This window comes from Stenotrophomonas sp. YJH_SMC_64 (genome assembly GCF_059371375.1).
The window spans coordinates 37865-60027 of sequence record NZ_JCAFUN010000007.1 but is presented as its reverse complement, the minus strand read 5'-3'; the positions used below and the strand labels follow the sequence as shown (position 1 = coordinate 60027).

The window sequence follows — 22163 nt, the reverse complement described above, 5'->3', positions numbered from 1 at the left end:
CACGCGCGATTCAGCCGCCCCGGCTACTCTTTCCTCCATCCTTTCCCAGTCCAGCGGTCACCGCCATGCGCCTGCGTTCCCTGATGACCCGCCTCGCCGCCTCCACCGTGCTGATCGCCGCCGCGATCGGCGCGCAGGCCGCCCCATCCATTTCCGGCCGCGAACTGTCGGTCGGCGCCAGCGATGTGCAGCAGTATCTCGATGGCAGCTTCCCGCGCACCCAGGACGCGTTGGGCGGACTGATCGCCCTCACCATGAGCCACCCCCAGCTGAGCCTCCCGGCCGGCGAGCGCTTGAACCTTGGCATGGACGTGGCACTGGCCACTGCCGGTGGCAATCCGGCCAAACTGGGTACGGTGAAGCTCAGCAGCGGCCTGCGCTACGACGCGCAGACCCAGGGATTCCACCTGCAGCAGCCGAGCGTGGATGACTTCACACCGGCCAACCAGGGCGGTCGTCTCGACTCCCGTACCCGTGGCCTGCTAAACGCCTGGCTGAGCGACTACGCCCAGCGGGAGCCGATCTACAAGCTGGACCCGGCCGTGGCCGGCGTGCTTGGCGCGCTGCAGGTGCAATCGGCACAGGTGAAGAACGGCAAGCTGGTGGTCACCTTCAACCAGAACCTGGGCAACCTGGTGCCGGCAGGCGTGCTGGGCAAGTAAGGCGGTGCCGGCCAGCGGCCGGCACTACCGGCAGCGCATCAGGCGGCAAGTGCCTTGACCACCGCCTCACTGAAGGCTGGGATGTCGTCCGGCTTGCGGCTGGTGATCACGTTGCCGTCGACCACGACCTCGGCATCGCGCCAGTTCGCCCCCGCATTGGTCAGATCCTGCTGCAGGGACGGCCAGGACGTCAGCTCGCGGCCATCGGCGAGGCCACTGTTGATCAGCAGCCACGGGCCATGGCAGATCGCCGCCACAGGCTTGCCGGCTTCGTCTACTGCGCGGACGAAGCCGAGTACAGCCTCGTCGGTACGCAGCGTGTCCGGATTGATGACCCCTCCCGGCAGCACCAGGGCATCGAAGCTGGCCGGATCGGCCTCATCCAGCGGAATATCCACTGCAACGGCGTCGCCCCAGTTCTTCTCTTTCCAGCCCTTGATCGTCGCCTCCTTTGCAGGCGACACGACGCTGACGCGCGCGCCTTCGGCTTCCAGCAGACGCTTGGGTTCGGTCAGTTCGGACTGTTCAAAGCCGTGGGTGGCAAGGATGGCAATCTGCTTGCCCTTCAATCGTTCTGCCATGGGTGCACTCCGGTTGGGGGTGCCGACAGAATGGAAGAACGGCCCTTGCACGGCGGTGACCCTGCCGTGCACGGCAGGTGGAGAGCCTCCGGGTGGTGCCGGCCGCTGGCCGGCACCTGGACTGCGCCTTGCCGGCCAGCGGCCGGCACTACCCGGTACCGGTCAGCGCTTGGGCTGCAGCATGGTGCCGGTGCACTTGGGCGAGCCGCAGCGGCACTCCCAGATCTTCTTCAGCTTGGCGGTGTGACGCTCGGCCAGGGTGATGCCGTAGTTGTAGGTCAGCTCTTCACCGGCCTTGATGTCACGCAGCGCCTCGATGAACACCTTGTCGCCACGGCTGTCACCGTCCTCGTCTTCCTCGATCACCGCCTCGCAGTTCGGATCGCAGCTGTGGTTGATCCAGCGCGCATCGTTGCCCTTGTAGTTGGCATCGATCACCCAGTCATCGTTGAGGGTGAACAGGAAGGTGTGGCCGCTTTCGACGTCGCCGCTGTCATCGGCATCAACGTCGCCGTGGCTGCGCAGCAGGCCCTTGTACTGGATCACGCGCTCGCCCTGCTTGATCGGGGCCACGGCGAACACGCCGTTGCCATGGATGGCGGACTTGCGGGCTTGGATCTTCTTCGGCATCGGCACGGGCTGTTTGCAGCGGATGGAACCGGGATTCTCGCCCATTCCGGGTGATTGCGAAAATCACCCCGTTGGCGCAGCATGGCGCCCCGGCGGTGGCCCCGGTGCGTCGTCCCGGTCCGTCCCAGCGCCGGCTGAATGCCCGGGTTGGATGCCGGCGAATAAAAGCGTACAATTTCAGTCCGCTTTAAGAACCGCTCGCATTCCCATGTTGCGTGTCACCAAGCTCACCGATTACGCCACCGTGGTGCTGACCGTGCTTGCCGCCCGTCCGGGCGAGGTGCTCAGTGCCACCGAGCTGGCCGAATTCACCGGCCTGGAGCCTCCCACCGTCAGCAAGGTGCTCAAGCCGCTGGCGCAGGCCGGCCTGGTCGAAGGCCTGCGCGGTGTCCGTGGCGGCTACCGCCTGACCCGCCCGGCCATCGAGATCTCGCTGTTCGAAGTGGTCGAAGCGATGGAAGGGCCATTGGCCCTGACCGAATGCAGCCACGACCACCACCAGTGCGGCATGGCGCCCAAGTGCGGCGCGCGCAGCAGTTGGCGGCTGATCAACGACGTGGTCTCCGAGGCCCTGCGCGATGTCACCCTCGCCCAGATCCTGCCCCCTCTTCCCCTTGCCGATGACGAACAGCGCCGCACCATCGCTGTCGACGTCGTCTCCTGATCCACAGGCAGCCCCCCATGGCCACCGAAACCATCGAAAACGTCGCCCACGACGCCCCCCCCAACCGCGAGATCCACGAGCAGCTCGGCCGCAAGTATTCGGCCGGCTTCATCACCGAGATCGAATCGGACTCCCTGCCGCCGGGCCTGGACGAGGACACCATCCGTGCCCTGTCGGCCAAGAAGGACGAGCCGGAGTGGATGACGCAGTGGCGCCTGGACGCCTACCGCCACTTCCTGACCATGCCGATGCCGGACTGGGCCAAGCTGGAGATCGCGCCGATCGACCTGCAGGCGCTCAGCTACTACTCCGCGCCCAAGGGCCCGAAGTACGCCTCGCTGGATGACGTGCCAAAGGAACTGCTCGACACCTACGACAAGCTGGGCGTGCCGCTGCACGAGCGTGCCAAGCTGGCAGGCGTGGCGGTGGACGCGGTGTTCGACTCGGTGTCCGTCGGTACCACGTTCCGCAAGGAACTGGCCGAGAAGGGCATCATCTTCTGCTCGATGTCCGAGGCCATCAAGGAACATCCGGAACTGGTCCGCCAGTACCTGGGCACCGTGGTGCCCGTAGGCGACAACTACTTCGCCGCGCTCAATTCGGCGGTGTTCTCCGATGGCAGCTTCGTGTTCATTCCCAAGGGCGTGCGCTGCCCGATGGAACTGAGCACCTACTTCCGCATCAATGCCGGCCACACCGGCCAGTTCGAGCGCACCCTGATCGTGTGCGAGGACAAGGCCTACGTGTCCTACCTGGAAGGCTGCACCGCGCCGATGCGCGACGAGAACCAGCTGCACGCGGCGGTGGTCGAGCTGGTCGCGCTGGAAGACGCGGAGATCAAGTACTCCACCGTGCAGAACTGGTACCCGGGCGACGAGAACGGCGTCGGCGGCATCTACAACTTCGTCACCAAGCGTGCCGAATGCCGTGGCGCGCGCAGCAAGGTCACCTGGACCCAGGTCGAAACCGGTTCGGCGATCACCTGGAAGTACCCGTCCTGCGTGCTGCTCGGCGACGACTCGGTCGGTGAGTTCCACTCCGTGGCGCTGACCCATCACCGCCAGCAGGCCGACACCGGCACCAAGATGATCCACGTCGGCAAGCGCACCAAGAGCAAGATCGTCAGCAAGGGCATCAGTGCCGGCCGTGGCCAGAACACCTACCGCGGCCTGGTGCGGGTGGACCGCAACGCCGATGGCGCGCGCAACTACACCCAGTGCGATTCGCTGCTGATCGGCAAGCAGTGCGGCGCGCACACCTTCCCCTACATCGAGGTGAAGAACCCGGGCGCCACCGTCGAACACGAGGCCACCACCTCGAAGATTTCCGACGACCAGCTGTTCTACTGCCGCGCCCGTGGCATCAGCCAGGAAGACGCGGTGTCGATGATCGTCGACGGCTTCTGCAAGCAGGTGTTCCGCGAACTGCCGATGGAGTTCGCGGTGGAGGCCAAGAAGCTGCTGGAAGTCTCGCTGGAAGGAAGCGTCGGATGATGCGTACGTCTTTGCCCGCACTGTTGCTGCTGGGCCTTTCGCCCTGGGCCCTGGCCAACGCGTCCTGCACCCCCGAAGACCTGGTGGGTGCCACCCCGGTCAGATTGCCCGCCAGCACGGTCATCTCCGCGCCGAAAGAATTTTCGATAGTGCTGACAACGGGGCAGGACGGCAGCTTCGGCGCGATCCGGGCTCGCCTGAGCTCGGGCAACCGTGAGCTGGATCGCGCCGCTGCCGAATCCATCCGACAGGCCTCCCTCGCAGTCTCCTGCCTGCAAGAACCCGGTGAAGAGATCATCGTGGTTTTCTCCGCCCTCCCCGCTCAACCTGGGCAGCCCGGCAACGGCACGGTGCAGATCGTCCGCATCGCCCCCGCAGCCCCGAAACCTACCAAGCCATGACCATGCTGAAGATCGAAAACCTCCACGCCCGCATCGGCGACAAGGAAATCCTCAAGGGCCTGTCGCTGGAAGTGAAGCCCGGCCAGGTGCACGCCATCATGGGCCCCAACGGCGCCGGCAAGTCCACCCTGGGCAATGTCCTGGCCGGCCGCGACGGCTATGAAGTCACCGAAGGCAGCGTGCAGTTCGACGGCGTCGGCCTGCTGGAGCAGGACCCGGAAGCGCGCGCCGCCGCCGGTCTTTTCCTCGCGTTCCAGTACCCGGTGGAAATCCCGGGTGTGAACAACACCTACTTCCTGCGCGCCGCGCTGAACGCGCAGCGCAAGGCGCGTGGCGAGGACGAACTGGACTCCATGCAGTTCCTCAAGCTGGTGCGCCAGAAGCTGGCCGTGCTGCACCTGAAGGACGAACTGCTGCACCGTGGCGTCAACGAGGGCTTCTCCGGTGGCGAGAAGAAGCGCAACGAGATCTTCCAGCTGGCCGTGCTGGAGCCGAAGCTGGCGATCCTGGACGAAACCGATTCGGGCCTGGACATCGACGCGCTGAAGAGCGTCGCCGACGGCGTCAACGCGCTTCGCGGCGCCGACCGCTCGTTCCTGGTCATCACCCACTACCAGCGCCTGCTGGACTACATCAAGCCGGACGTGGTGCACGTGCTGGCCGATGGCCGCATCGTCAAGACCGGTGGCCCGGAACTGGCGCTGGAACTGGAAGCGCACGGCTACGATTTCCTCAAGGATCGCGTGGTGCGCGAGGCGGCGGTCTGATGAGCGCCCTGCTCGACTCCATGGCCCAGGCCTTCTGCGGCAGCGACGCGCGCCGCGAAGTGCTGGACGCGGCCCTGCGTGACGGCCTGCCTGCCGCCCGCAACGAAGCCTGGAAGTACACCTCGCTGCGCCAGCTGGAACGCCGTGCGTTCGCGGCTGCACCGCTGCAGGGCCCGGCGCTGGACGCCGCGCTGCTGGAGGACATCCCGGCACCGCGCCTGGTGTTCGTCAACGGCCGCCTGGATGCCGCGCTGAGCGATGTGCAGAGCCTGCCGGCCGGCGTGCAGCTGCAGCCGCTGTCGGCCGCACTGGCCTCCGGCGAAGACGCCGTGCGTTTCCTTGGCCGCCGCTACGAGCGCAGCGAAGAGATCTTCGCCCGCCTGAATGCCGCGCTGGCCGATGAAGGCGTGGTGCTGCGCGTGGAAGAAGGCGTGCAGGTGGAAGCGCCGCTACAGCTGGTGTTCGCCAGCGTCGCCGGCGAGACCGACCTGGCCTGGCACCACCGCCACCTGATCGAACTGCGTGCCGGCGCCAGCCTGGGCGTGGTCGAGCACCGCTTCAGCGTGGGCGATTCGGCGCACCTGGACAACACCGTGCTGCACGCCCATGTCGCCCGCGATGCCGTGCTCAAGCACGCCCGCGTGCAGGCCGGCAGCGCGCGCCAGACCAGCTTCCTGCGTACCGACGCGGTGCTGGCCCGCGACGCGCAGTACCACCGCGTCGACCTGGAACTGGGCGCAGCGCTCAGCCGCCACGAACTGAACGTGCGCCTGGAAGGCGACAGCGCCCAGCTGACCGCCAACGGCGTGCTGCTCGGCAATGGCCGACGCCACGTCGAAACCCGCCTGGGCATCGACCACATCGCACGCGATACGAGTTGCGAGCTGCTGTGGCGTGGCGTTGCCGCCAACCGCAGCCGCGTGGTGTTCCATGGTGGCATCCAGATCCGCGAAGGCGCCGACGGCACCGATGCGAACCTGTCCAACAAGAACCTGCTGCTGTCGGCCGACGCCGAGATCGATACCCAGCCGACGCTGGTCATCGACGCCGATGAAGTGAAGGCCGCGCATGGCGCCACCGTCGGCCAGCTCGATGCCAACGCGCTGTTCTACCTGCGCTCGCGCGGCCTGCCGCAGGCACAGGCGCAGGCACTGCTGAGCGCCGCGTTCTGCCACGAGCCGCTGAAGATCCTGCCGGAAGCCCTGCGCGAGCAGCTGGCACGCCGTTTGGACAAGGCCCTGGCCGAGGCGGGTGTGGCATGAACCTGTCCACCCCGCGCCCGATCGAAGAACGCACCGGCGCGCCCGATTGGGATCGCGTCCGCCTCGACTTCCCGCTGCTGATGCGTGAAGTGCACGGCAAGCCGCTGGTCTATTTCGACAATGCCAACACCGGCCAGAAGCCGGTGCAGGTGATCGGCGCGGTGGACGAGTTCTACCGCCGCTACAACGCCAACGTCAGCCGCGCGGTGCATGCACTGGGCAGCGAAGCCACCGACGCCTACGAAGGCGCGCGCAACACGCTGGCACGCTTCCTCAACGTGCGCCCCAGCGACCTGGTGCTGTGCAGCGGCACTACCTTCGCCATCAACCTGGTGGCGTATTCGTGGGCCCTGCCGCGGTTGAAGGCCGGCGACGTGATCCTGATCACGCGCATGGAACACCACGCCAACATCGTGCCGTGGCAGCTGGTCGCACAGCGTACCGGCGCCACCATCCGCGTGGCCGAGATCACGCCTGACGGCGCACTCGATCTGGATGCGCTGCGCGCGGCAATGACCCCGGAGGTCAAGCTGCTGGCGGTCACCCACGTGTCCAACGTGCTGGGCACGGTCAACCCGGTGCGCGAGATCTGCCGTGAAGCGCGCAAGCGCGGCATCATCACCGTGGTTGATGGCTCGCAGGCCGTGCCGCACCGCAAGGTCGACGTGGCCGCGATCGGCTGTGACTTCTACGCCATCACCGGCCACAAAATGTGTGGTCCGACCGGCACCGGTGCGCTGTGGGCGCGCCGCGAGCACCTGGATGCGATGCCGCCGTTCCTTGGCGGCGGCGAGATGATCAAGGAAGTCAGCTTCGACGGCACCGTGTTCAACGATGCCCCGCACAAGTTCGAAGCCGGCACCCCGAACATCGCCGGCTTCATCGGCCTGGGCGTGGCCGCCGACTACCTGCAGCAGCTTGGCCAGGAGAACGTGGAAGCACGCGAGGCTGAACTGCTGGCGCATTTCACCGAAGAGCTGCGCCGCGTCGACGGTCTGCGCATCATCGGCGAAGCACCGGAGAAGGCCGCCGTGGTCTCGTTCCTGATCGACGGCGCGCATGCCCACGACCTGGCAACCCTGCTCGACCTGGAGGGTGTGGCCGTGCGGTCAGGCCAGCACTGCGCGCACCCGCTGCTGCAGTACTTCGGTGTGGCGGCCACCTGCCGTGCCTCGCTGGCGTTCTACAACACCCACGCCGAGATCGAGCGCTTCATGACCGCGCTTACCAAGGTGCGCAAGCTGCTGGGCTGAGCCGGCACACCGGGGTCAGAGCCCTTTCGCGATGCGAAAGGGCTCTGACCCCACCAGCATTCCCGACAGCCGCCGTTGCGACTGCAATGCCCGCCGGATCGCCAGCAGATCCCCCGCCGGAATGCCCGCCTCGATGAACTCCACATAGCGCCTGCGCCGTTCATCCGCATCAGAACCCATCAGCTCGAATGCCGAATGCGGCTCGAGCAGCGCATTGGGCCTGCCACGCGCATTGGCGCGATAGCTGGACCAACGATAGTCGCCGGGATGCGCCACCTTCCCCGCCCGAACCGGGTTGAGCTCTATGTAGCGCTGGCAGGCCAGCAGATAGCGATCCGAATCCACCACCGTGGAGTGGAAGCGCCCCTCCCATAACGTGCCGGTGCGGCCCTGCCGATCATTCACCCGACGTACGTAGGCCCGGCTCACGGCCTGCATCATCCGGGACAACCCGCCGGATGCATCAGGCGTTGCCAGAAGATGGACGTGGTTGCCCATCAACACATAGGCGTGAACCCGGCAATGCTGCTGGTGCGCGTGATGACACAGCAGGCGAAGGTAGGCGGCGCGGTCGCCATCGGTGAAGAACACGGGCTGGCGATTGTTGCCGCGCTGGACGACATGTTGCGGGTATCCGGGCGCATCGACCCGTCGTGGCCTCGGCATGGGCAGCTCCTGGTAACAGAGGGTCAGAGCCCTTCGCTGCGCAAAGGGATCTGACCCCGAGCATCTGCCGATTCCGCGCCCGTGCCAGTCGGTCCATGGCCTGCCGTTGGGTCAGTAGACGCCGGGGGCAGAGCTCCTCCGCGTTGCGAAAGGGATCTGCCCCCTCCCCCCATTTGCGCCCGCCCACGCCCAACCTAGAATGGGGCCATGAGCACCCTGACCTTCCGCGCCGCCACGCCGGCCGACATCCCCGCCCTGATCGCCCTCGTCACCTCGGCCTACCGTGGCGACGCCAGCCGCGTCGGCTGGACCACCGAAGCCGACCTGCTGGATGGCGCCCGCATCGACGCCGAAGGCATCCAGGCCGACCTCGACCGCCCGCGCTCGACCATCCTGCTGGCCGAGCGCGGGGACCAGCTGGTGGCCTGCGCCCACGTCGCCGATGTCGACGGCAAGGGCTACTTCGGCATGTTCTCGGTCGATCCGGCCCAGCAGGGCGGCGGCGTCGGCAAGCAGCTGATGGATGCCGCCGAAGCACACGCCGCGCGCGAATGGAACGTACCGGTGATGCAGATGACCGTCATCGACGTGCGCGACGAGCTGATCGCCTTCTACGAGCGCCGCGGCTACAGCCGTACCGGCATCAAGAAGCCGTTCCCGTATGGCGACGAACGCTTCGGCATCCCGAAGCGCGACGACCTGCGCTTCGAGATCCTGGAAAAGCCGCTGAACGGAGCCGCCGCGTGAGTGAGGCCTGGACCTTTGTCTGTGCCGGCAACGAGCTGCTGCCGGGTGAAATGAAGAGCGTGTTCGACGAAGTGACCGGCACGCCGATCGTGGTATTCAACCTCGACGGCGAGCTGTACGCACTGGAAGACCAGTGCACGCATGAAGAGTTCGAACTGTCCTCGGGCGAGTTCAACACGACCGAAGGCAGCGTGGAGTGCGTGCTGCACGGCGCGCGCTTCGACGTGCGCGATGGCCGCGCCCTGTGCGCCCCGGCCTACAGCCCTGTGCCCAAGTTCCCGGTGAAGCGCGAGCACGACGCGATCTGGACCCGCGACGACCGGGATTGAGGCGGCGCTGGGCCCGGAGAGCCCCCAGAGGGCGCCTCGCGGGAGAGCATCCACCCATGGGGTGATCCACTGGAGTGCACTGAGGGGCCCTCCAGGGCCCTTCCAGGCCATCCAGATCGGCAACCCGATTGCGCATATGCGAATCATTATCGTTGATGTTATTCTACGTAACATCTTCGTAACGACATCGCCCCTGCGCCATGGCTTCGCCCGCGCCCACCGCCACGCTGTGCCAGCTCGCCCGCCAAGGGTGGCCACTGCTCGTGGCCGTGCTGCTGACGTTGCTGCTGGGCTGGTCGGCCTTGCACGAAGGGCGTGGCGGCGATCCGGCTGCGCATGGCTGGCAGGCACACGCTGAAGATCTGCTGCAGGCGATGCCGCTGCCGCAACCGCCAGCCGACGAATGCCCGCAGCACGCCGCACCAGCACCGGAGCCTCCGTTTGATGGCGAGGGCACCTCGCCCTGCACCGGTCTGGTCCCTGCACGCGCCGCTCTGGTCGCGCGTATCCCGCTGTGGCGCTCCGATGCCCTGCGCTGGCAGTTGCATGATCCCGCGCTGCGGTTGAACCCCGGCCACGCACCGCCCGCACCGCACGCCAGCTGAGGCGCCCTGCGGCCGTTGCCGTGCGCCTGATTGCGTTCCCGCCAGCCGAGCCTGGCTCGGCTCTACAGCACCCACCTCCCGCCTGTCGCCGCATGCCCATCTGCGCCGGCTCGCGCTCGCCCTTTCCCGATCCAAGCCACTACCCACCGCCATGACCCACATCACGTCCCGCAAGCACGCCCCGCGCGTTTCCCTGCTCGCCACCGCCACCCTGGCCGCGGGCTTTGCTCCGCTGGCTGCGCAGGCTGCCGACGGCGCCGACGCCGGTTCCCGCAACGCCACCGAGCTGGACAAGGTGCAGGTGCGCGGCAGCTGGTTCAACCCGTCCTCGCCGAAGTTCACCGCCGAGCTGCTGGACACCCCGAAGTCGGTGTCGATCGTGTCGGAGAAGCTGATCGCCGAAACCGGTGCGACCAACCTGCAGGATGCGCTGCGCATGGTGCCGGGCATCACCTTCGGTGCCGGCGAAGGCGGCAACCCGACCGGTGACCGCCCCTTCATCCGTGGCTTCGATTCGCAGAGCAACGTGTTCGTCGACGGACTGCGCGACGTCGGCTCGCAGACCCGCGAGATCTTCGACCTGGAGCAGGTGGAAGTGGTCAAGGGCCCGAGCTCGGCCTACGGCGGCCGTGACTCCGGTGGTGGCAGCCTGAACCTGGTGAGCAAGACGCCGAAGCTGAAGAACGAGACCAGCGCCAGCATGGGCATCGGCACCGACAGCTACGCGCGCGGCACCGTGGACGCCAACTACGTGCTGGGGGATGGCATCGCCGCCCGCCTGAACCTGATGAAGCACGAATCGGACATCGCCGGCCGCGACGCCGCCAACGTCAGCCGCTGGGGCATCGCGCCGTCGATCGCGTTCGGCCTGAACGGACCGGCGCAGCTGATCGCCAGCCACTACCACATGCAGAGCGATGACCTGCCGGACGCGGGTGGCTTCCCCTACAGCAATCCGTTCTCCAGCGGCCCGAACGTGGCCAAGAACGGCGATGGCCGGCCGATGGTGCCGGACCGCAACAACTACTACGGCCTGGTCGACCGTGATTTCCAGCGCACCCGCGCCGACATCAGCACCCTGGATGCCAGCTACGACTTCGGTGGCCACAAGCTGCGCAACATCGCGCGCCTGGGCAACACCAGCAACGACTACCTGTGGACCCAGCCGGACGACAGCAAGGGCAACCCCAACCTGTACGGCACCTTGTGGCGTCGCACCAACACCCGTGCGGTCGACGTCAAGAGCTTCGCCGACCAGCTGGGCCTGACCGGTGCGTTCCAGACCGGCGCGCTCAAGCACAGCTACAGCGCGGGCGTGGAGTACAGCGACGAGAAGATGACCCGTGGCAGCTACCTGATGTCGCCGGGCACCGCCAATCCCCTTGAAAACAGCGCCAACAGCACTCGCTGCCAGGTGTCCGGCGCGGCCACCGGCTACAACTGCACCGACTTCAACAATCCGAACCCGAACGATCCGTGGGCGGCCGGTCAGATCGTCTATCGCAGCGACAAGGCACTGGACGTCGAGCAGCGCACCAAGACCACCTCGGCCTACGTGTTCGACACCATCGAGCTCAATGAGCAGTGGATGATCAACCTCGGCCTGCGCTACGACGACTTCCGTACCACCCTGACCACTCCGGTGGCCGGCAAGGCACCGACCCGCGTGCGCAACAGCAACGACTTCCTGAACTACCAGGCCGGCGTGGTGTTCAAGCCGGCCGCCAACGGCAGCATCTACCTGTCCTGGGGCACCTCCTCGACCCCGCCGGGCATGGACGGTGGTGACGGTTCGGACGGCCTGAGCGCCGCCGTGGCCGACCTCAAGCCGCAGGACACCAGGAACCTCGAACTGGGCACCAAGTGGGACCTGTTCGACAAGCGCCTGAACCTGACTGCCGCGATCTTCCACACCGTGATGAACAACGCACGTGTGACCATCGACAACGGCACCAGCCAGAACGCCGGCAAGAAGGAAATCAACGGCTTCGAGCTGGGCTTCACCGGCCAGCTGACCGATGCCTGGAGCCTGTACGGCGGCTACACCTACCTGGACTCGGAACTGAAGGACAACGGTTTCGTCTGTGGCGCACCGGTGGGCCGCACCTGCCCGTCCAACGTCTACGTGCCGTCGCCGAACAACGGCAACGAGTTCCCGAACACCGCCAAGCACAGCGCCAACCTGTGGACCACCTACCGCTTCCCGATCGGCCTGACCATCGGCGCCGGTGCGTTCTACTCGGACAAGCAGTACGGTGACGTCGCCAACACCAAGTGGATTGCCAGCTACACCCGCTTCGACGCGATGGCCAGCTACGCGATCCAGGACAACATCAGCCTGCAGCTCAACGTGCAGAACCTGACCGACAAGACCTACTTCACCAAGGCCTATGCCTCGCACTACGCGAGCATCGCCCCGGGTCGCTCGGCCACCCTGGCACTGAACGTGAAGTTCTGATGTAACTGCGCTCCACCACGGCGGCAGGCTCTCCTGCCGCCGTTTTTGTTTCCGGCGATACTCACCCCATGGCAACCCGTACCCCCATCGACAGCGATGCTCTGGCCGCGCTGCTGCAGCACGATCCGCAGGCTGCCTTCGCACGCGTGCGCGACGCCGCGCAGGCCGGACAGGTCGAGGCACAACTGCTGCTCGCGCAGATGCACATGGAAGGCAAAGGCACCGCACAGGACGCCTCGGCGGCACGGCTCTGGTACGAAACCGCCGCCAACAACGGCGCGCCGATGGCGATGAACATGCTGGGCCGCTGCCACGAACTGGGCCAGGGCACCGCACCCGACCCGGTGCTGGCCGCGGTGTGGTACCGGCGCGCGGCCGACACCGGCTTGGACTGGGGCCTGTACAACCTGGCCAACCTGCTGGCCACCGGCCGCGGCGTGCCCCAGGACCGCGCACAGGCGCTGGCCCTGTACACCCGTGCCGCACACCTGGGCCATGCCAAATCGATGAACCTGCTGGCCCGCCACCTCGAAGACGGGCTGGATACCGCACCCGATCCGCAGGCAGCGCTGGCCTGGTACCAGCGCGCGGCCGAAGCCGGTGATTTCCGCGGCCAGGCGAACTACGCCTCGATCCTGCTGCAGGCCGGCCAGGTCGAGCAGGCCGTGCACTGGCTGCGGCTCGCACTGGCCCACGGCAGCCCGGCGTTCATGGCGCACATCGTGCCCGAACTGGCCGCGTCGCCGCATCCACAGGTCCGCGCCCTGGTCGCGCCGCCGTCCCTCTGAGGAGTCCCGCATGCTGCTGCACATCCCCGACATTCTCAGCGCCGACCAGGTGGCCGACTTTCGCCGCCGACTGGATGCCGCCGACTGGACCGATGGCCGCGAAACCGTCGGCCATCTGGGCGCGCAGGCCAAGCACAACCAGCAGCTGCCCGAGGCCTCACCGCTGCGCCGCGAACTGGGCGAGATCATCCTCGTCGCGCTGGCCCGGCACCCGCTGTTCTTCAGCGCCGCGCTGCCGCTGAAATACCTGCCGCCGCGCTTCAACCGCTACAGCGGTGGCGGCACCTATGGCTTCCATGTTGATGGCGCGGTGATGAACCTGGCCAACGGCGAACAGCTGCGTTCGGACATTTCCTGCACCCTGTTCCTGTCGGCGCCGGACGAGTACGAGGGCGGCGAACTGATCATCAGCGACACCTACGGCGAGCACGAAGTGAAGCTGCCGGCCGGCGACCTGATCGTGTACCCGTCCAGCAGCCTGCACCAGGTGCGCCCCGTCACCGCCGGCGCGCGCGTGGCCTCGTTCTTCTGGGTGCAGAGCATGGTCCGCGACGATGTGCAGCGCCGCCTGCTATGGGAAATGGACGGCTCGATCGAGCGCCTGCGGCAGACCGGCGGCGACGCCGAGGCGGTGCTGCAGCTGACCGGCGTGTACCACAACCTGCTGCGGCGCTGGAGCGAGGTCTGAGCCCGGTCGGGCTGGCCTGCGACATTTTGGCAATCATTCTCATTTGCAACGGCTAACAGCTCTCATTACAATCACGCCCCGTTGATGCCGGCCGCTGCCGGCAGACCCCTGGGGACCCCTGCTTGCTGCGCCCGCTTCGCCCTCGTCCACTCATCCATCGCAAGATGGGCACCGCCATGCGCGGCCAGCGTCCTGCGCTGGCCAGCCTGCTGGCGTGGGTGGCGATGCTGGCCTTGCTGCTGGGCACCCTGCCGCTGCTGCCACACGGCCAGGCCGGAATGGCCGTGCAGATGCCGCTGGAAGAGCGCGGCGGCGAAGGCGCCTTGCAGGAAGAGGCACCGGCCAAGCTGCGCCGCTGTGCTGCCGCTCCGGTGAAATCAGCCGAGAAGGCACGCCCGCCGTTGCTGCTGGCCAGCCAATGGCTGCGCACCGAGCTTGAACTCATACCCGCCACGCCGGCCATGCCCGGCGTGCGCCCGGACTGGCCGCTGGCCGCTCCGGACACGCCCTGGGCCGATGCGCCCGGGCGCCGCCAGCAACGCGGCCAGGCGCCGCCGCTCGCCTGATTCACGGCCCCGCGTGACCGCCTGCGCGGTCGTGCCCGCGCGCCGCTGCCTGCTTCATCCCTGCCGCCCCTGACCGGGCCTCCCCGTGCATGCCGCGCCGTTCGCGCCTGGCATCGCACCACCCTGCATCCTTCGAGGTTACTGCCATGGCCCAGCGCCATCGTGTCCGTTCGTCCCTGTCCCGTACCCTGCTGACCAGCGCCGTGCTGGCGGCCATGACCGCCCCTGCCTTCGCCCACGGTGACGCTTCCGGCGCGCCACAGACGCTGGACAAGGTGGTGGTCACCGCCTCCGGCTTCGAGCAGAAGGTGATCGATGCACCGGCCAGCATCAGCGTGGTCAGCCGCGAAGAACTCAGCAAGCGCCCCTACACCAACCTGGTCGACGCGCTGCGCGACGTCGAGGGCATCGACGTCGGCCTGGAGGCCACCGACAAGAACGGCCGCGCCACCATCTCCATGCGCGGCCTGCCGTCCGAATACACCCTGGTGCTGATCGACGGCCGCCGCCAGAGCAATGTCGGCCAGCTGTACCCGAACAATTTCGGTGGCGGCCAGTTCGCCTACCTGCCGCCGCTGGACGCGATCGAGCGCATCGAAGTCGTGCGCGGCCCGATGTCCACGCTGTACGGCTCGGACGCGATGGGTGGCGTCATCAACATCATCACCCGACGCAACCAGGACAGCTGGCACGGCGCCGTGACCCAGGGCTTCACCGTGCAGCAGGACGACCAGTTCGGTGATGCGCGCACCACCGACCTGTATCTCAGCGGCCCGCTGCTGAAGGACCGCCTCAGCCTGGCGGTGCGCGGCAGCTACTACGACGCCAAGGCCTCCAATCCGGAGTGGGACGCACTGACCCTGCCCGACGGCAGCCTGTGGGAGCGCAGCATCGGCTTCGGCGGCGGTGGCAAGTCGGTGGCCAACACCAACTGGAATACCGGCGTGCGCCTGGACTTCCGGGTCAACGATGACCACGAACTGTGGCTGGACTACGACGTGTCGCGGCAGAAGTACGACAACAGCGAAGGCCAGACCGGCACGCTGGACAGCCTGGGCAGCCTGTGGCGCGTCGGCAATGCGGTCATCCCCAACCCGAACGGCAGCGGCACCGTCACCCGCCGCGTGGTGCAGCCGCGCGTGGGCTACACCGCCTACCAGCGCTATGAGCGTGACCAGGTATCGCTGACCCACCAGGGCCGCTACAGCTTCGGCACCTGGCAGACCTCACTGACCCACAGCAAGAGCAGCAACCTGGGTCGTTCGCTGCCGCTGACCCTGGACGAGCGCGCCAACCTGCAGACGCTGTGGAATGACGTCTGCCGCCGCACCGGTGCCGCCAACAACTGTGCGGCCGGCCGTGGCAATGCCCTGGCCGCGCTCAACCCGAGCGAGATGGCGCGCCTGCAGGCGTTCCTGCCGCGTCCGCTGCGCACCATGGAACTGGAAGGCTACGTGCTCGACACGATGCTCGACCTCGACTTCGGCGCGCACAAGCTGACCGTCGGTGGCCAGTACAACGACACCGACATGATCGACGGCGTGTTCGGCATGGATGGCGCCGGTTATCGCAGCAACACCAGGCAGAAGCACCGCATGTGGGCGCTGTTCGCCGAGGACAACTGGGCGCTGACCGATACCCTCACCGCTACCTTCGGCCTGCGCTACGACGACCACAACGTGTTCGGCAGCCACGTCAGTCCGCGTGGCTACCTGGTGTGGAACGCCAGCGATGCGTGGACCTTCAAGGGTGGCGTCAGCACCGGCTACAAGACCCCGCGACCGGACCAGTTGTTCCCGGGCATCACCGGCTTTGGTGGCCAGGGCGTGCTGCCTCTGGTCGGTTCCCCGAACCTCAAGCCTGAAACCAGCACCAACTACGAGCTGGCCGCCTACTACGAAGGCCAGCGCTGGGGCTTCAACGTCACCGGCTTCTTCAACACGTTCGAAGACAAGATCGCCAGCGGCGGCACGTTCCCGAACTGCGAAGTGGCCCGCGCCGGCAGCGGCTACTGCGTGGACATCGGCCCAGGCTGGGCAGCACTGGGCTACAGCACCTTCACCCAGAGCGTGAACATCGACAAGGCCGAGACCCGCGGTGCAGAACTGGCCGGTCATGTCGACCTGCTCGACAACCTGCAGCTGCGCGGCAACTACACCTGGACCAGGAGCGAGCAGACCAGCGGCCCCGACAAGGGACGCCCGATCTCAGGTACCACGCCGGCAAAGCACATGGCCAACGCCAGCCTCAACTGGCAGATCAACGAAGCGATCAGCCTGTCGCTGATCGGCGAAGGCCGCTACGACCGCTATCGCGACACCCTCATCGACAGTGCCGGCACCCGCCACGTGCGCTATTACGAGGACTACACGATCTTCCACCTGGGGGGCAGCTGGAAGGCCACGCCGTGGCTGACGGTCAACGCACGGGTGAACAACCTGTTCGACAAGGACTTCGTTTCACAGTCGTGCCTGCTGCTCAATCCCAGCGAGTTCAGTTGCGTGGATGACTACGCGACCAAGGACCAGCGCCGCAGCTACTGGATTTCGTTGAACGCGAAGTTCTGATCGCCGCGCCCTGCCCCGGTGGGTGCCGACCTTGGTCGGCACCGCTTCATCCACGCATGGCGTGGATCTACTGATCGGTAGTGCCGGCCGCTGGCCGGCAACCCGCAATGCCTGCTCCCGGGATACAGAACGATACGCAATTGCGAGCTATTCTCACCAATGATGTAATGGGCAGTCCCCGTCCGCCTCGAACCGTGCCGTGAGCCGTCCTGCCTCTTCCACCGTGCAGCAGCAACAGAACCGTGGCTTCTGGCTGCGGACGCTGCACCAGTGGCACTGGATCAGCTCGGCGGTGTGCCTGATCGGCATGCTGCTGTTCGCGGTGACCGGCCTGACCCTCAACCATGCCGCGAAGATCGAGGCCAAGCCCGAGGTGCAGAACCAGCATTTGGAACTGCCGGCCGCGCTGCTTGGACAGCTCGGCACGCGCGAAGACGGCAACGCACCGATTCCGCGCCCTGCCCGGCAGTGGCTGGACACGCAGCTTGGCATCGCCATCGGCGGGCGACCGGCCGAGTGGTCGCCCGAAGAGATCTACCTGTCGCTGCCCCGCCCCGGCGGCGACGCCTGGCTGAGCATCGATCGCGAGACCGGCGCGGTGGAATACGAATCGACCTCGCGCGGCGCGGTGTCCTACCTCAACGACCTGCACAAGGGCCGCAACGCGGGCCCGGCGTGGGGCTGGTTCCTGGACCTGTTCGCCGTGGCCTGCCTGGTGTTCTGCATCACCGGCCTGTTCCTGCTGCACCTGCATGCGCGGCAGCGGCGCATGACCTGGCCGCTGGTCGGCCTCGGCCTGATGATCCCGCTGCTGATCGCCCTGTTGCTGATCCACTGACTTTTCCCCGTTTCCGGAGCCGCCCCATGCGCGTCACACTGACCATCGCCCTCAGCGGCCTGCTGGCCACCTCGCCGGCCTATGCCACCACCCTCGACATCAACGTCGAAGTGCCCAAGCTCAACGTGGCCGAATACCACCGCCCGTATGTGGCCGTGTGGCTGGAAGGCGCCGACCAGAAGGTCGCGGCCAACCTCTCGGTCTGGTACCAGCAGACCAGCAACAGCGAAGGCCACGGCACCAAGTGGCTGCCCGACCTGCGCCAGTGGTGGCGCAAGAGCGGCCGCACCCTGCAGGTGCCGGTGGACGGCGTGACCGGTCCGACCCGCCCGGCCGGCAAGCACGCACTGTCGTTCAATGACAGGCAGCCGGCACTGAAGCAGCTGGCCCCGGGCAACTACACCCTGGTGGTGGAAGCGGTGCGCGAAGTCGGCGGCCGCGAACTGCTGAAGATCCCCTTCACCTGGCCGGCCACCGCCGCGCAGAACGGCAAGGCGCAGGGCGCCACCGAACTGGGCCAGGTCACCCTCGCCGTCAAACCATAACTGCCTGAGCCGGGGTCGGATCCCTTCCGCAGGAAGGGCTCCGACCCCATCGCCGTATCCCCCGGGGTCAGAGCCCTTTCCGATGGAAAGGGATCCGACCCCTTCCAACTGGAGTCTTCCGCATGAAGCGCACGCTCGTCCTCGCCGCCGCCCTGGCCGCTGCCCTTCCCTTCTCCGCCCTGGCCCACAAGGCCTGGCTGCTGCCCTCGCAGACCGTGATCGCCGGCAACGCGCCGTGGATCACCGTCGACGGTGCGGTCTCCAACGATCTGTTCTACTTCAACCACGTGCCGCTGCGCCTGGAATCGCTGGTGATCACCGCACCGGACGGCAGCACCGTGCAGCCGCAGAACGCGTCGACCGGCAAGTACCGCAGCGTGTTCGACATCGAACTGAAGCAGCCGGGCACCTACCGCATCGCGTCGGTCAACGATGGCCTGTTCGCCACCTACGAGCAGAACGGCGAGCGCAAGCGCTGGCGCGGCAGCGTCGCCACCTTCGGCGAACTGCCCAAGGACGCGAAGAAGCTGGAAGTGAGCCAGTCGGTCGGCCGCGTGGAGACCTTCGTCACCAACGGCGCGCCTAACGATACTGCGCTGAAGCCGACCAACCGTGGCATCGAGCTGGTCGCCGTCGGCCACCCGAACGATCTGTTCGCCGGCGAGGAAGCCACCTTCCGCGTGCTGGTCGACGGCAAACCGGCCGCCGGCCTGGAATTCGAGATCGTGCGTGGCGCCACCCGCTACCGCAACGCACAGGACGAGCTGAAGGTCACCAGCGATGCCAAGGGCGAGATCAAGGTGACCTGGCCGGAAGCCGGCATGTACTGGCTGGAAACCGGCACCGAGGACAACAAGACGTCGGTGAAGCAGGCCGCCAAGCGCCGCCTGAGCTATGTCGCCACGCTGGAAGTGCTGCCGCAGTAATGACGCGGACCGCGATGCCGGGCAGCCCGGCATCGCACCCGCAACGCATCACCATGACCGATTCCCTGCTCGACATCGCCCGCCTCGGCGGCACCACCATGGGCACCACCTGGAGCGTGTCGCTGGTCGCGTCGCGCCAGCGCGACCTGCACCCGCTGCACGCCGGCATCCAGGCGCGGCTGGACGAAGTGGTCGCGCAGATGAGTACCTGGGAGCCCGGTTCGGACCTGAGCCGCTACAACCGCGCCGACGCGGGCCAATGGTGCGTGCTGCCGGCCGAGACCCGCCACGTTGTGGCCTGCGCACAGGCCATCGCTTCCGCCAGTGGCGGCGCCTTCGATCCCACCGTCGGTCCGCTGGTTGCACTGTGGGGCTTCGGTGCACATGCCGGTGAACGCCGCCAGCCCGACGACGCTACCCTGCAGGCCACGCGCGATCGCTGCGGTTGGCAGCGCCTGCAATGGCAGGACGATGCGCTGCTGCAACCGGGTGGGCTGGAACTGGATCTCTCCGCGATCGCCAAGGGCTTTGGCGTCGACCATGTCGCTGCGTGGCTGCGCACACAGGGCATCACTGCCGCGCTGGTCGAAGTCGGCGGCGAACTGGCCGGCTACGGCCGCAAACCGGACGGCCAGCCGTGGCGCGTGCTGGTGGAGTCCGCGCCGGAAGAAGATGCGCACACCAATACCCCGCCGCGGGTGCTGGCGCTGGAGGGCAAGGCGGTGGCCACCTCCGGCGATCGCTGGCACCAGTACCAGGTCGATGGCGAGGCCTACAGTCACAGCCTGGACCCGCGTTCGGGCAGACCGGTGCGCCAGGTTGCCGCGGCAGTCACCGTGGTGGCCGACGACGCCATGCACGCCGATGCCTGGGCCACCGCACTGACCGTGCTGGGCCGCGAACAGGGCATGGCGCTGGCCGAGCGCGAAGGCCTGGCTGCACGCTACCTGCAGCGTGCAGCAGACGGCCCGCAGGAATTCCTCAGCAGCGCCTTCCAGCGCCTGCTCGACGAGCAGAGCCCATGAGTACCCGGCCGTCGCGCGCGTGGCTCGGCAACGCGCTGGTCCTGCTGCTGCTGGCGCTGATCGGCTGGGCGCTGCTGCGCCTGCACCTCGGTGAAGCGTGGTGGCAGGGTGCGCCACCTGCGCGGCAGTCACAGATCGCGGTACTCGCCACGGCGCTGTATGCGCTGGCCTGCGTTGCACTGTGGTGGCGTGGGCGCCCGCGCGACGATGCCGCAAGCGGAGACACCGCGCCCGTCCTGCTGGCCTGGTCCAGCCAGACCGGCTTCGCCCGCGACCTGGCCGAACGCAGCGCCGAGGCCCTGCGCGGTGCCGGCGTGCCAGCGCGCGTGCGCGGACTGCATGAGGTCGACGCCGCGTTGCTGGCCGACAGCCAGCGCGCGCTGTTCATTGCCAGCACCACCGGCGAAGGTGATCCGCCCGACCACGCCCTGTCGTTCCTGCGCGGGGTGATGGCCACGCCGCCCTCGCTGCAGCATCTGCACTACGGCGTGCTCGCACTGGGCGACCGCAGCTATGGCCACTTCTGCGGATTCGGTCACCAGCTCGACCAATGGCTGCGCCAGCACGGCGCGCATCCACTGTTCGATGCAATCGAAGTCGACAACGCCGATCCGGCGGCGCTGCGTCATTGGCAACAGCTGCTGGGACAACTCGGCGATAGCGCCAGCGAACTGCCCGACTGGAGTCCGGCCGAGTACCAGCCGTGGACGCTGCTGCAGCGCGAGCATCTGAACCCCGGCAGCCCCGGCGGCCCCGTGTATTGGTTGCGCCTGCAGCCCCCAGCCGATGCAGATGCGCAATGGCAGGCCGGTGACATCGCCGAGATCGGCCCACAGCACGCATCGCACACCGTGCGTGCCTGGCTGGACACACAACGCTTTGACGCGGACATCGTGCTGGATGACGGACAGACGTTGCTGGCACGCGTCGCGCGCTCGCACCTGCCCTCATTGGTTCCCCCGGGTGATCTGCCTGCATTGCTGGCGACCCTGCAGCCGCTGCCGCATCGCGAGTACTCGATCGCCTCGGTGATGGCCGACGGTGCGGTGGAGCTGCTGCTGCGCCGCCAACTGCGCGCCGATGGAACACCGGGCATCGGCAGTGGCTGGCTGTGCGACCACGCGACCATCGACGAACCGGTGCAGCTGCGTCTGCGCCGCAACGACAATTTCCATGGCGTGCCCGCCGATGTGCCGCTGCTGCTGATCGGCAACGGCACCGGCATCGCCGGCCTGCGCGCGCATCTGCACGAACGTGCCCGGAGTGGCGCGCGCCGCACCTGGCTGCTGTTTGGCGAGCGCACCGCCGCGCACGACTTCCACTTCGGTGAAGAACTGCAGGCGATGCTGGCCGACGGCACGCTGGCGCGGCTGGATGCGGTATTCAGCCGCGATGGCGGCGCGCATCGCTATGTGCAGGACCGGCTGCTGGCCGAAGCGGCAACGCTGCGGCAGTGGGTGGATGAAGGCACGACGATCCTGGTCTGCGGCAGCCTGCAGGGCATGGCCCCGGCGGTGGATGCGGTGATCGAGCAGGTGTTGGGTACTGCGGGCAAGGAAGCGCTGTTGCTGGCCGGTCGTTACCGGCGCGATGTGTATTGAACGAACCATCGGGGTCGGATCCCTTTCCGCAGGAAAGGGCTCTGACCCCAACCACAGCCGAACCATGACGGCGTGCCCAGGCATGGTGACAACCTCACAGC

23 protein-coding genes are annotated in these 22163 nt (G+C 67.3%); 20 read left to right on the top strand and 3 right to left on the bottom strand.

What is annotated here, in order from left to right:
* Positions 1–65 precede the first annotated feature (65 nt).
* The gene (locus AC5P9L_RS08900; RefSeq protein WP_005408439.1) at positions 66–662 is read left to right on the top strand and encodes a YceB family lipoprotein; all 597 of its coding nucleotides are present in this window, start codon (positions 66–68) and stop codon (positions 660–662) included.
* Positions 663–700: 38 nt separating this feature from the next.
* On the opposite strand, the gene AC5P9L_RS08895 is transcribed toward AC5P9L_RS08900, so the two are convergent.
* Both AC5P9L_RS08895 and AC5P9L_RS08890 read right to left on the bottom strand, forming a co-directional pair.
* Complete coding sequence (locus tag AC5P9L_RS08895) at positions 701–1243, bottom strand: type 1 glutamine amidotransferase domain-containing protein (RefSeq protein WP_024956948.1); 543 nt, start codon at positions 1241–1243, stop codon at positions 701–703.
* A 162-nt stretch (positions 1244–1405) separates the two neighbouring features.
* Positions 1406–1873 carry an SET domain-containing protein gene (locus AC5P9L_RS08890; protein WP_012479369.1) on the bottom strand — a complete coding sequence of 156 codons (468 nt, stop codon included), beginning with the start codon at positions 1871–1873 and terminating at the stop codon, positions 1406–1408.
* Positions 1874–2081: 208 nt separating this feature from the next.
* Here AC5P9L_RS08890 and AC5P9L_RS08885 point away from each other — a divergent pair, with 208 nt between their 5' ends.
* The 6 genes from AC5P9L_RS08885 to AC5P9L_RS08860 are packed head-to-tail and all read left to right on the top strand — an operon-like array spanning position 2082 to position 7713.
* Positions 2082–2537 carry an SUF system Fe-S cluster assembly regulator gene (locus AC5P9L_RS08885; protein ID WP_005408436.1) on the top strand — a complete coding sequence of 152 codons (456 nt, stop codon included), beginning with the start codon at positions 2082–2084 and terminating at the stop codon, positions 2535–2537.
* A 17-nt stretch (positions 2538–2554) separates the two neighbouring features.
* The gene (gene sufB, locus AC5P9L_RS08880; RefSeq protein ID WP_227415303.1) at positions 2555–4030 is read left to right on the top strand and encodes a Fe-S cluster assembly protein SufB; all 1476 of its coding nucleotides are present in this window, start codon (positions 2555–2557) and stop codon (positions 4028–4030) included.
* Positions 4027–4431 (top strand): hypothetical protein, encoded by a 405-nt coding sequence (locus AC5P9L_RS08875; protein WP_005408434.1) that lies wholly within the window; start codon positions 4027–4029, stop codon positions 4429–4431. The genes sufB and AC5P9L_RS08875 overlap by 4 nt, the downstream gene beginning before the upstream one ends.
* 2 nt (positions 4432–4433) lie before the next feature.
* Positions 4434–5198: a Fe-S cluster assembly ATPase SufC gene (gene sufC / locus AC5P9L_RS08870; RefSeq protein WP_012479368.1), complete on the top strand. Its 765-nt coding sequence runs from the start codon at positions 4434–4436 to the stop codon at positions 5196–5198.
* A complete protein-coding gene (gene sufD / locus AC5P9L_RS08865) occupies positions 5198–6460 on the top strand; it encodes a Fe-S cluster assembly protein SufD (protein ID WP_012479367.1) in 1263 nt (420 codons plus the stop codon). The genes sufC and sufD overlap by 1 nt, the downstream gene beginning before the upstream one ends.
* Positions 6457–7713, top strand: coding sequence for a cysteine desulfurase (locus AC5P9L_RS08860; RefSeq protein ID WP_010483557.1), 1257 nt, complete (start codon positions 6457–6459; stop codon positions 7711–7713). Before sufD ends, AC5P9L_RS08860 begins: the two co-directional genes overlap by 4 nt.
* 15 nt (positions 7714–7728) lie before the next feature.
* Here the strand turns inward: AC5P9L_RS08860 and AC5P9L_RS08855 are convergent, their stop codons facing one another.
* A complete protein-coding gene (locus AC5P9L_RS08855; protein ID WP_227415302.1) occupies positions 7729–8379 on the bottom strand; it encodes a transposase in 651 nt (216 codons plus the stop codon).
* 207 nt (positions 8380–8586) lie between these two features.
* On the opposite strand from AC5P9L_RS08855, the gene AC5P9L_RS08850 reads away from it, so the two are divergent.
* From AC5P9L_RS08850 to AC5P9L_RS08790, 13 genes are all read left to right on the top strand, one after another.
* Positions 8587–9126 carry a GNAT family N-acetyltransferase gene (locus AC5P9L_RS08850; protein WP_005408429.1) on the top strand — a complete coding sequence of 180 codons (540 nt, stop codon included), beginning with the start codon at positions 8587–8589 and terminating at the stop codon, positions 9124–9126.
* Positions 9123–9455, top strand: a complete 333-nt coding sequence (locus AC5P9L_RS08845; RefSeq protein WP_005408428.1) for a non-heme iron oxygenase ferredoxin subunit — start codon at positions 9123–9125, stop codon at positions 9453–9455. Before AC5P9L_RS08850 ends, AC5P9L_RS08845 begins: the two co-directional genes overlap by 4 nt.
* A gap of 200 nt (positions 9456–9655) precedes the next feature.
* Positions 9656–10060: a hypothetical protein gene (locus tag AC5P9L_RS08840; RefSeq protein ID WP_005408427.1), complete on the top strand. Its 405-nt coding sequence runs from the start codon at positions 9656–9658 to the stop codon at positions 10058–10060.
* 151 nt (positions 10061–10211) lie between these two features.
* Complete coding sequence (locus tag AC5P9L_RS08835; protein ID WP_005408426.1) at positions 10212–12518, top strand: TonB-dependent receptor; 2307 nt, start codon at positions 10212–10214, stop codon at positions 12516–12518.
* A 68-nt stretch (positions 12519–12586) separates the two neighbouring features.
* A complete protein-coding gene (locus AC5P9L_RS08830) occupies positions 12587–13306 on the top strand; it encodes a tetratricopeptide repeat protein (RefSeq protein WP_227415301.1) in 720 nt (239 codons plus the stop codon).
* Between the two features lie 10 nt (positions 13307–13316).
* The gene (locus tag AC5P9L_RS08825) at positions 13317–13994 is read left to right on the top strand and encodes a Fe2+-dependent dioxygenase (RefSeq protein ID WP_012510312.1); all 678 of its coding nucleotides are present in this window, start codon (positions 13317–13319) and stop codon (positions 13992–13994) included.
* A 164-nt stretch (positions 13995–14158) separates the two neighbouring features.
* Positions 14159–14560 (top strand): hypothetical protein, encoded by a 402-nt coding sequence (locus AC5P9L_RS08820; RefSeq protein ID WP_044569619.1) that lies wholly within the window; start codon positions 14159–14161, stop codon positions 14558–14560.
* Between the two features lie 146 nt (positions 14561–14706).
* Entirely contained in the window at positions 14707–17127 is a 2421-nt protein-coding gene (locus AC5P9L_RS08815) for a TonB-dependent receptor domain-containing protein (protein WP_227415300.1), read from the top strand.
* Between the two features lie 199 nt (positions 17128–17326).
* Positions 17327–17965, top strand: coding sequence for a PepSY-associated TM helix domain-containing protein (locus AC5P9L_RS08810; RefSeq protein WP_005408421.1), 639 nt, complete (start codon positions 17327–17329; stop codon positions 17963–17965).
* 26 nt (positions 17966–17991) lie between these two features.
* Positions 17992–18510, top strand: a complete 519-nt coding sequence (locus AC5P9L_RS08805) for a DUF2271 domain-containing protein (RefSeq protein WP_005408420.1) — start codon at positions 17992–17994, stop codon at positions 18508–18510.
* 122 nt (positions 18511–18632) lie between these two features.
* Positions 18633–19436, top strand: a complete 804-nt coding sequence (locus AC5P9L_RS08800) for a DUF4198 domain-containing protein (protein ID WP_005408419.1) — start codon at positions 18633–18635, stop codon at positions 19434–19436.
* A 53-nt stretch (positions 19437–19489) separates the two neighbouring features.
* A complete protein-coding gene (locus AC5P9L_RS08795; protein WP_111117617.1) occupies positions 19490–20461 on the top strand; it encodes an FAD:protein FMN transferase in 972 nt (323 codons plus the stop codon).
* Positions 20458–22062 (top strand): sulfite reductase subunit alpha, encoded by a 1605-nt coding sequence (locus AC5P9L_RS08790; RefSeq protein ID WP_227415299.1) that lies wholly within the window; start codon positions 20458–20460, stop codon positions 22060–22062. Before AC5P9L_RS08795 ends, AC5P9L_RS08790 begins: the two co-directional genes overlap by 4 nt.
* Positions 22063–22163 lie beyond the last annotated feature (101 nt).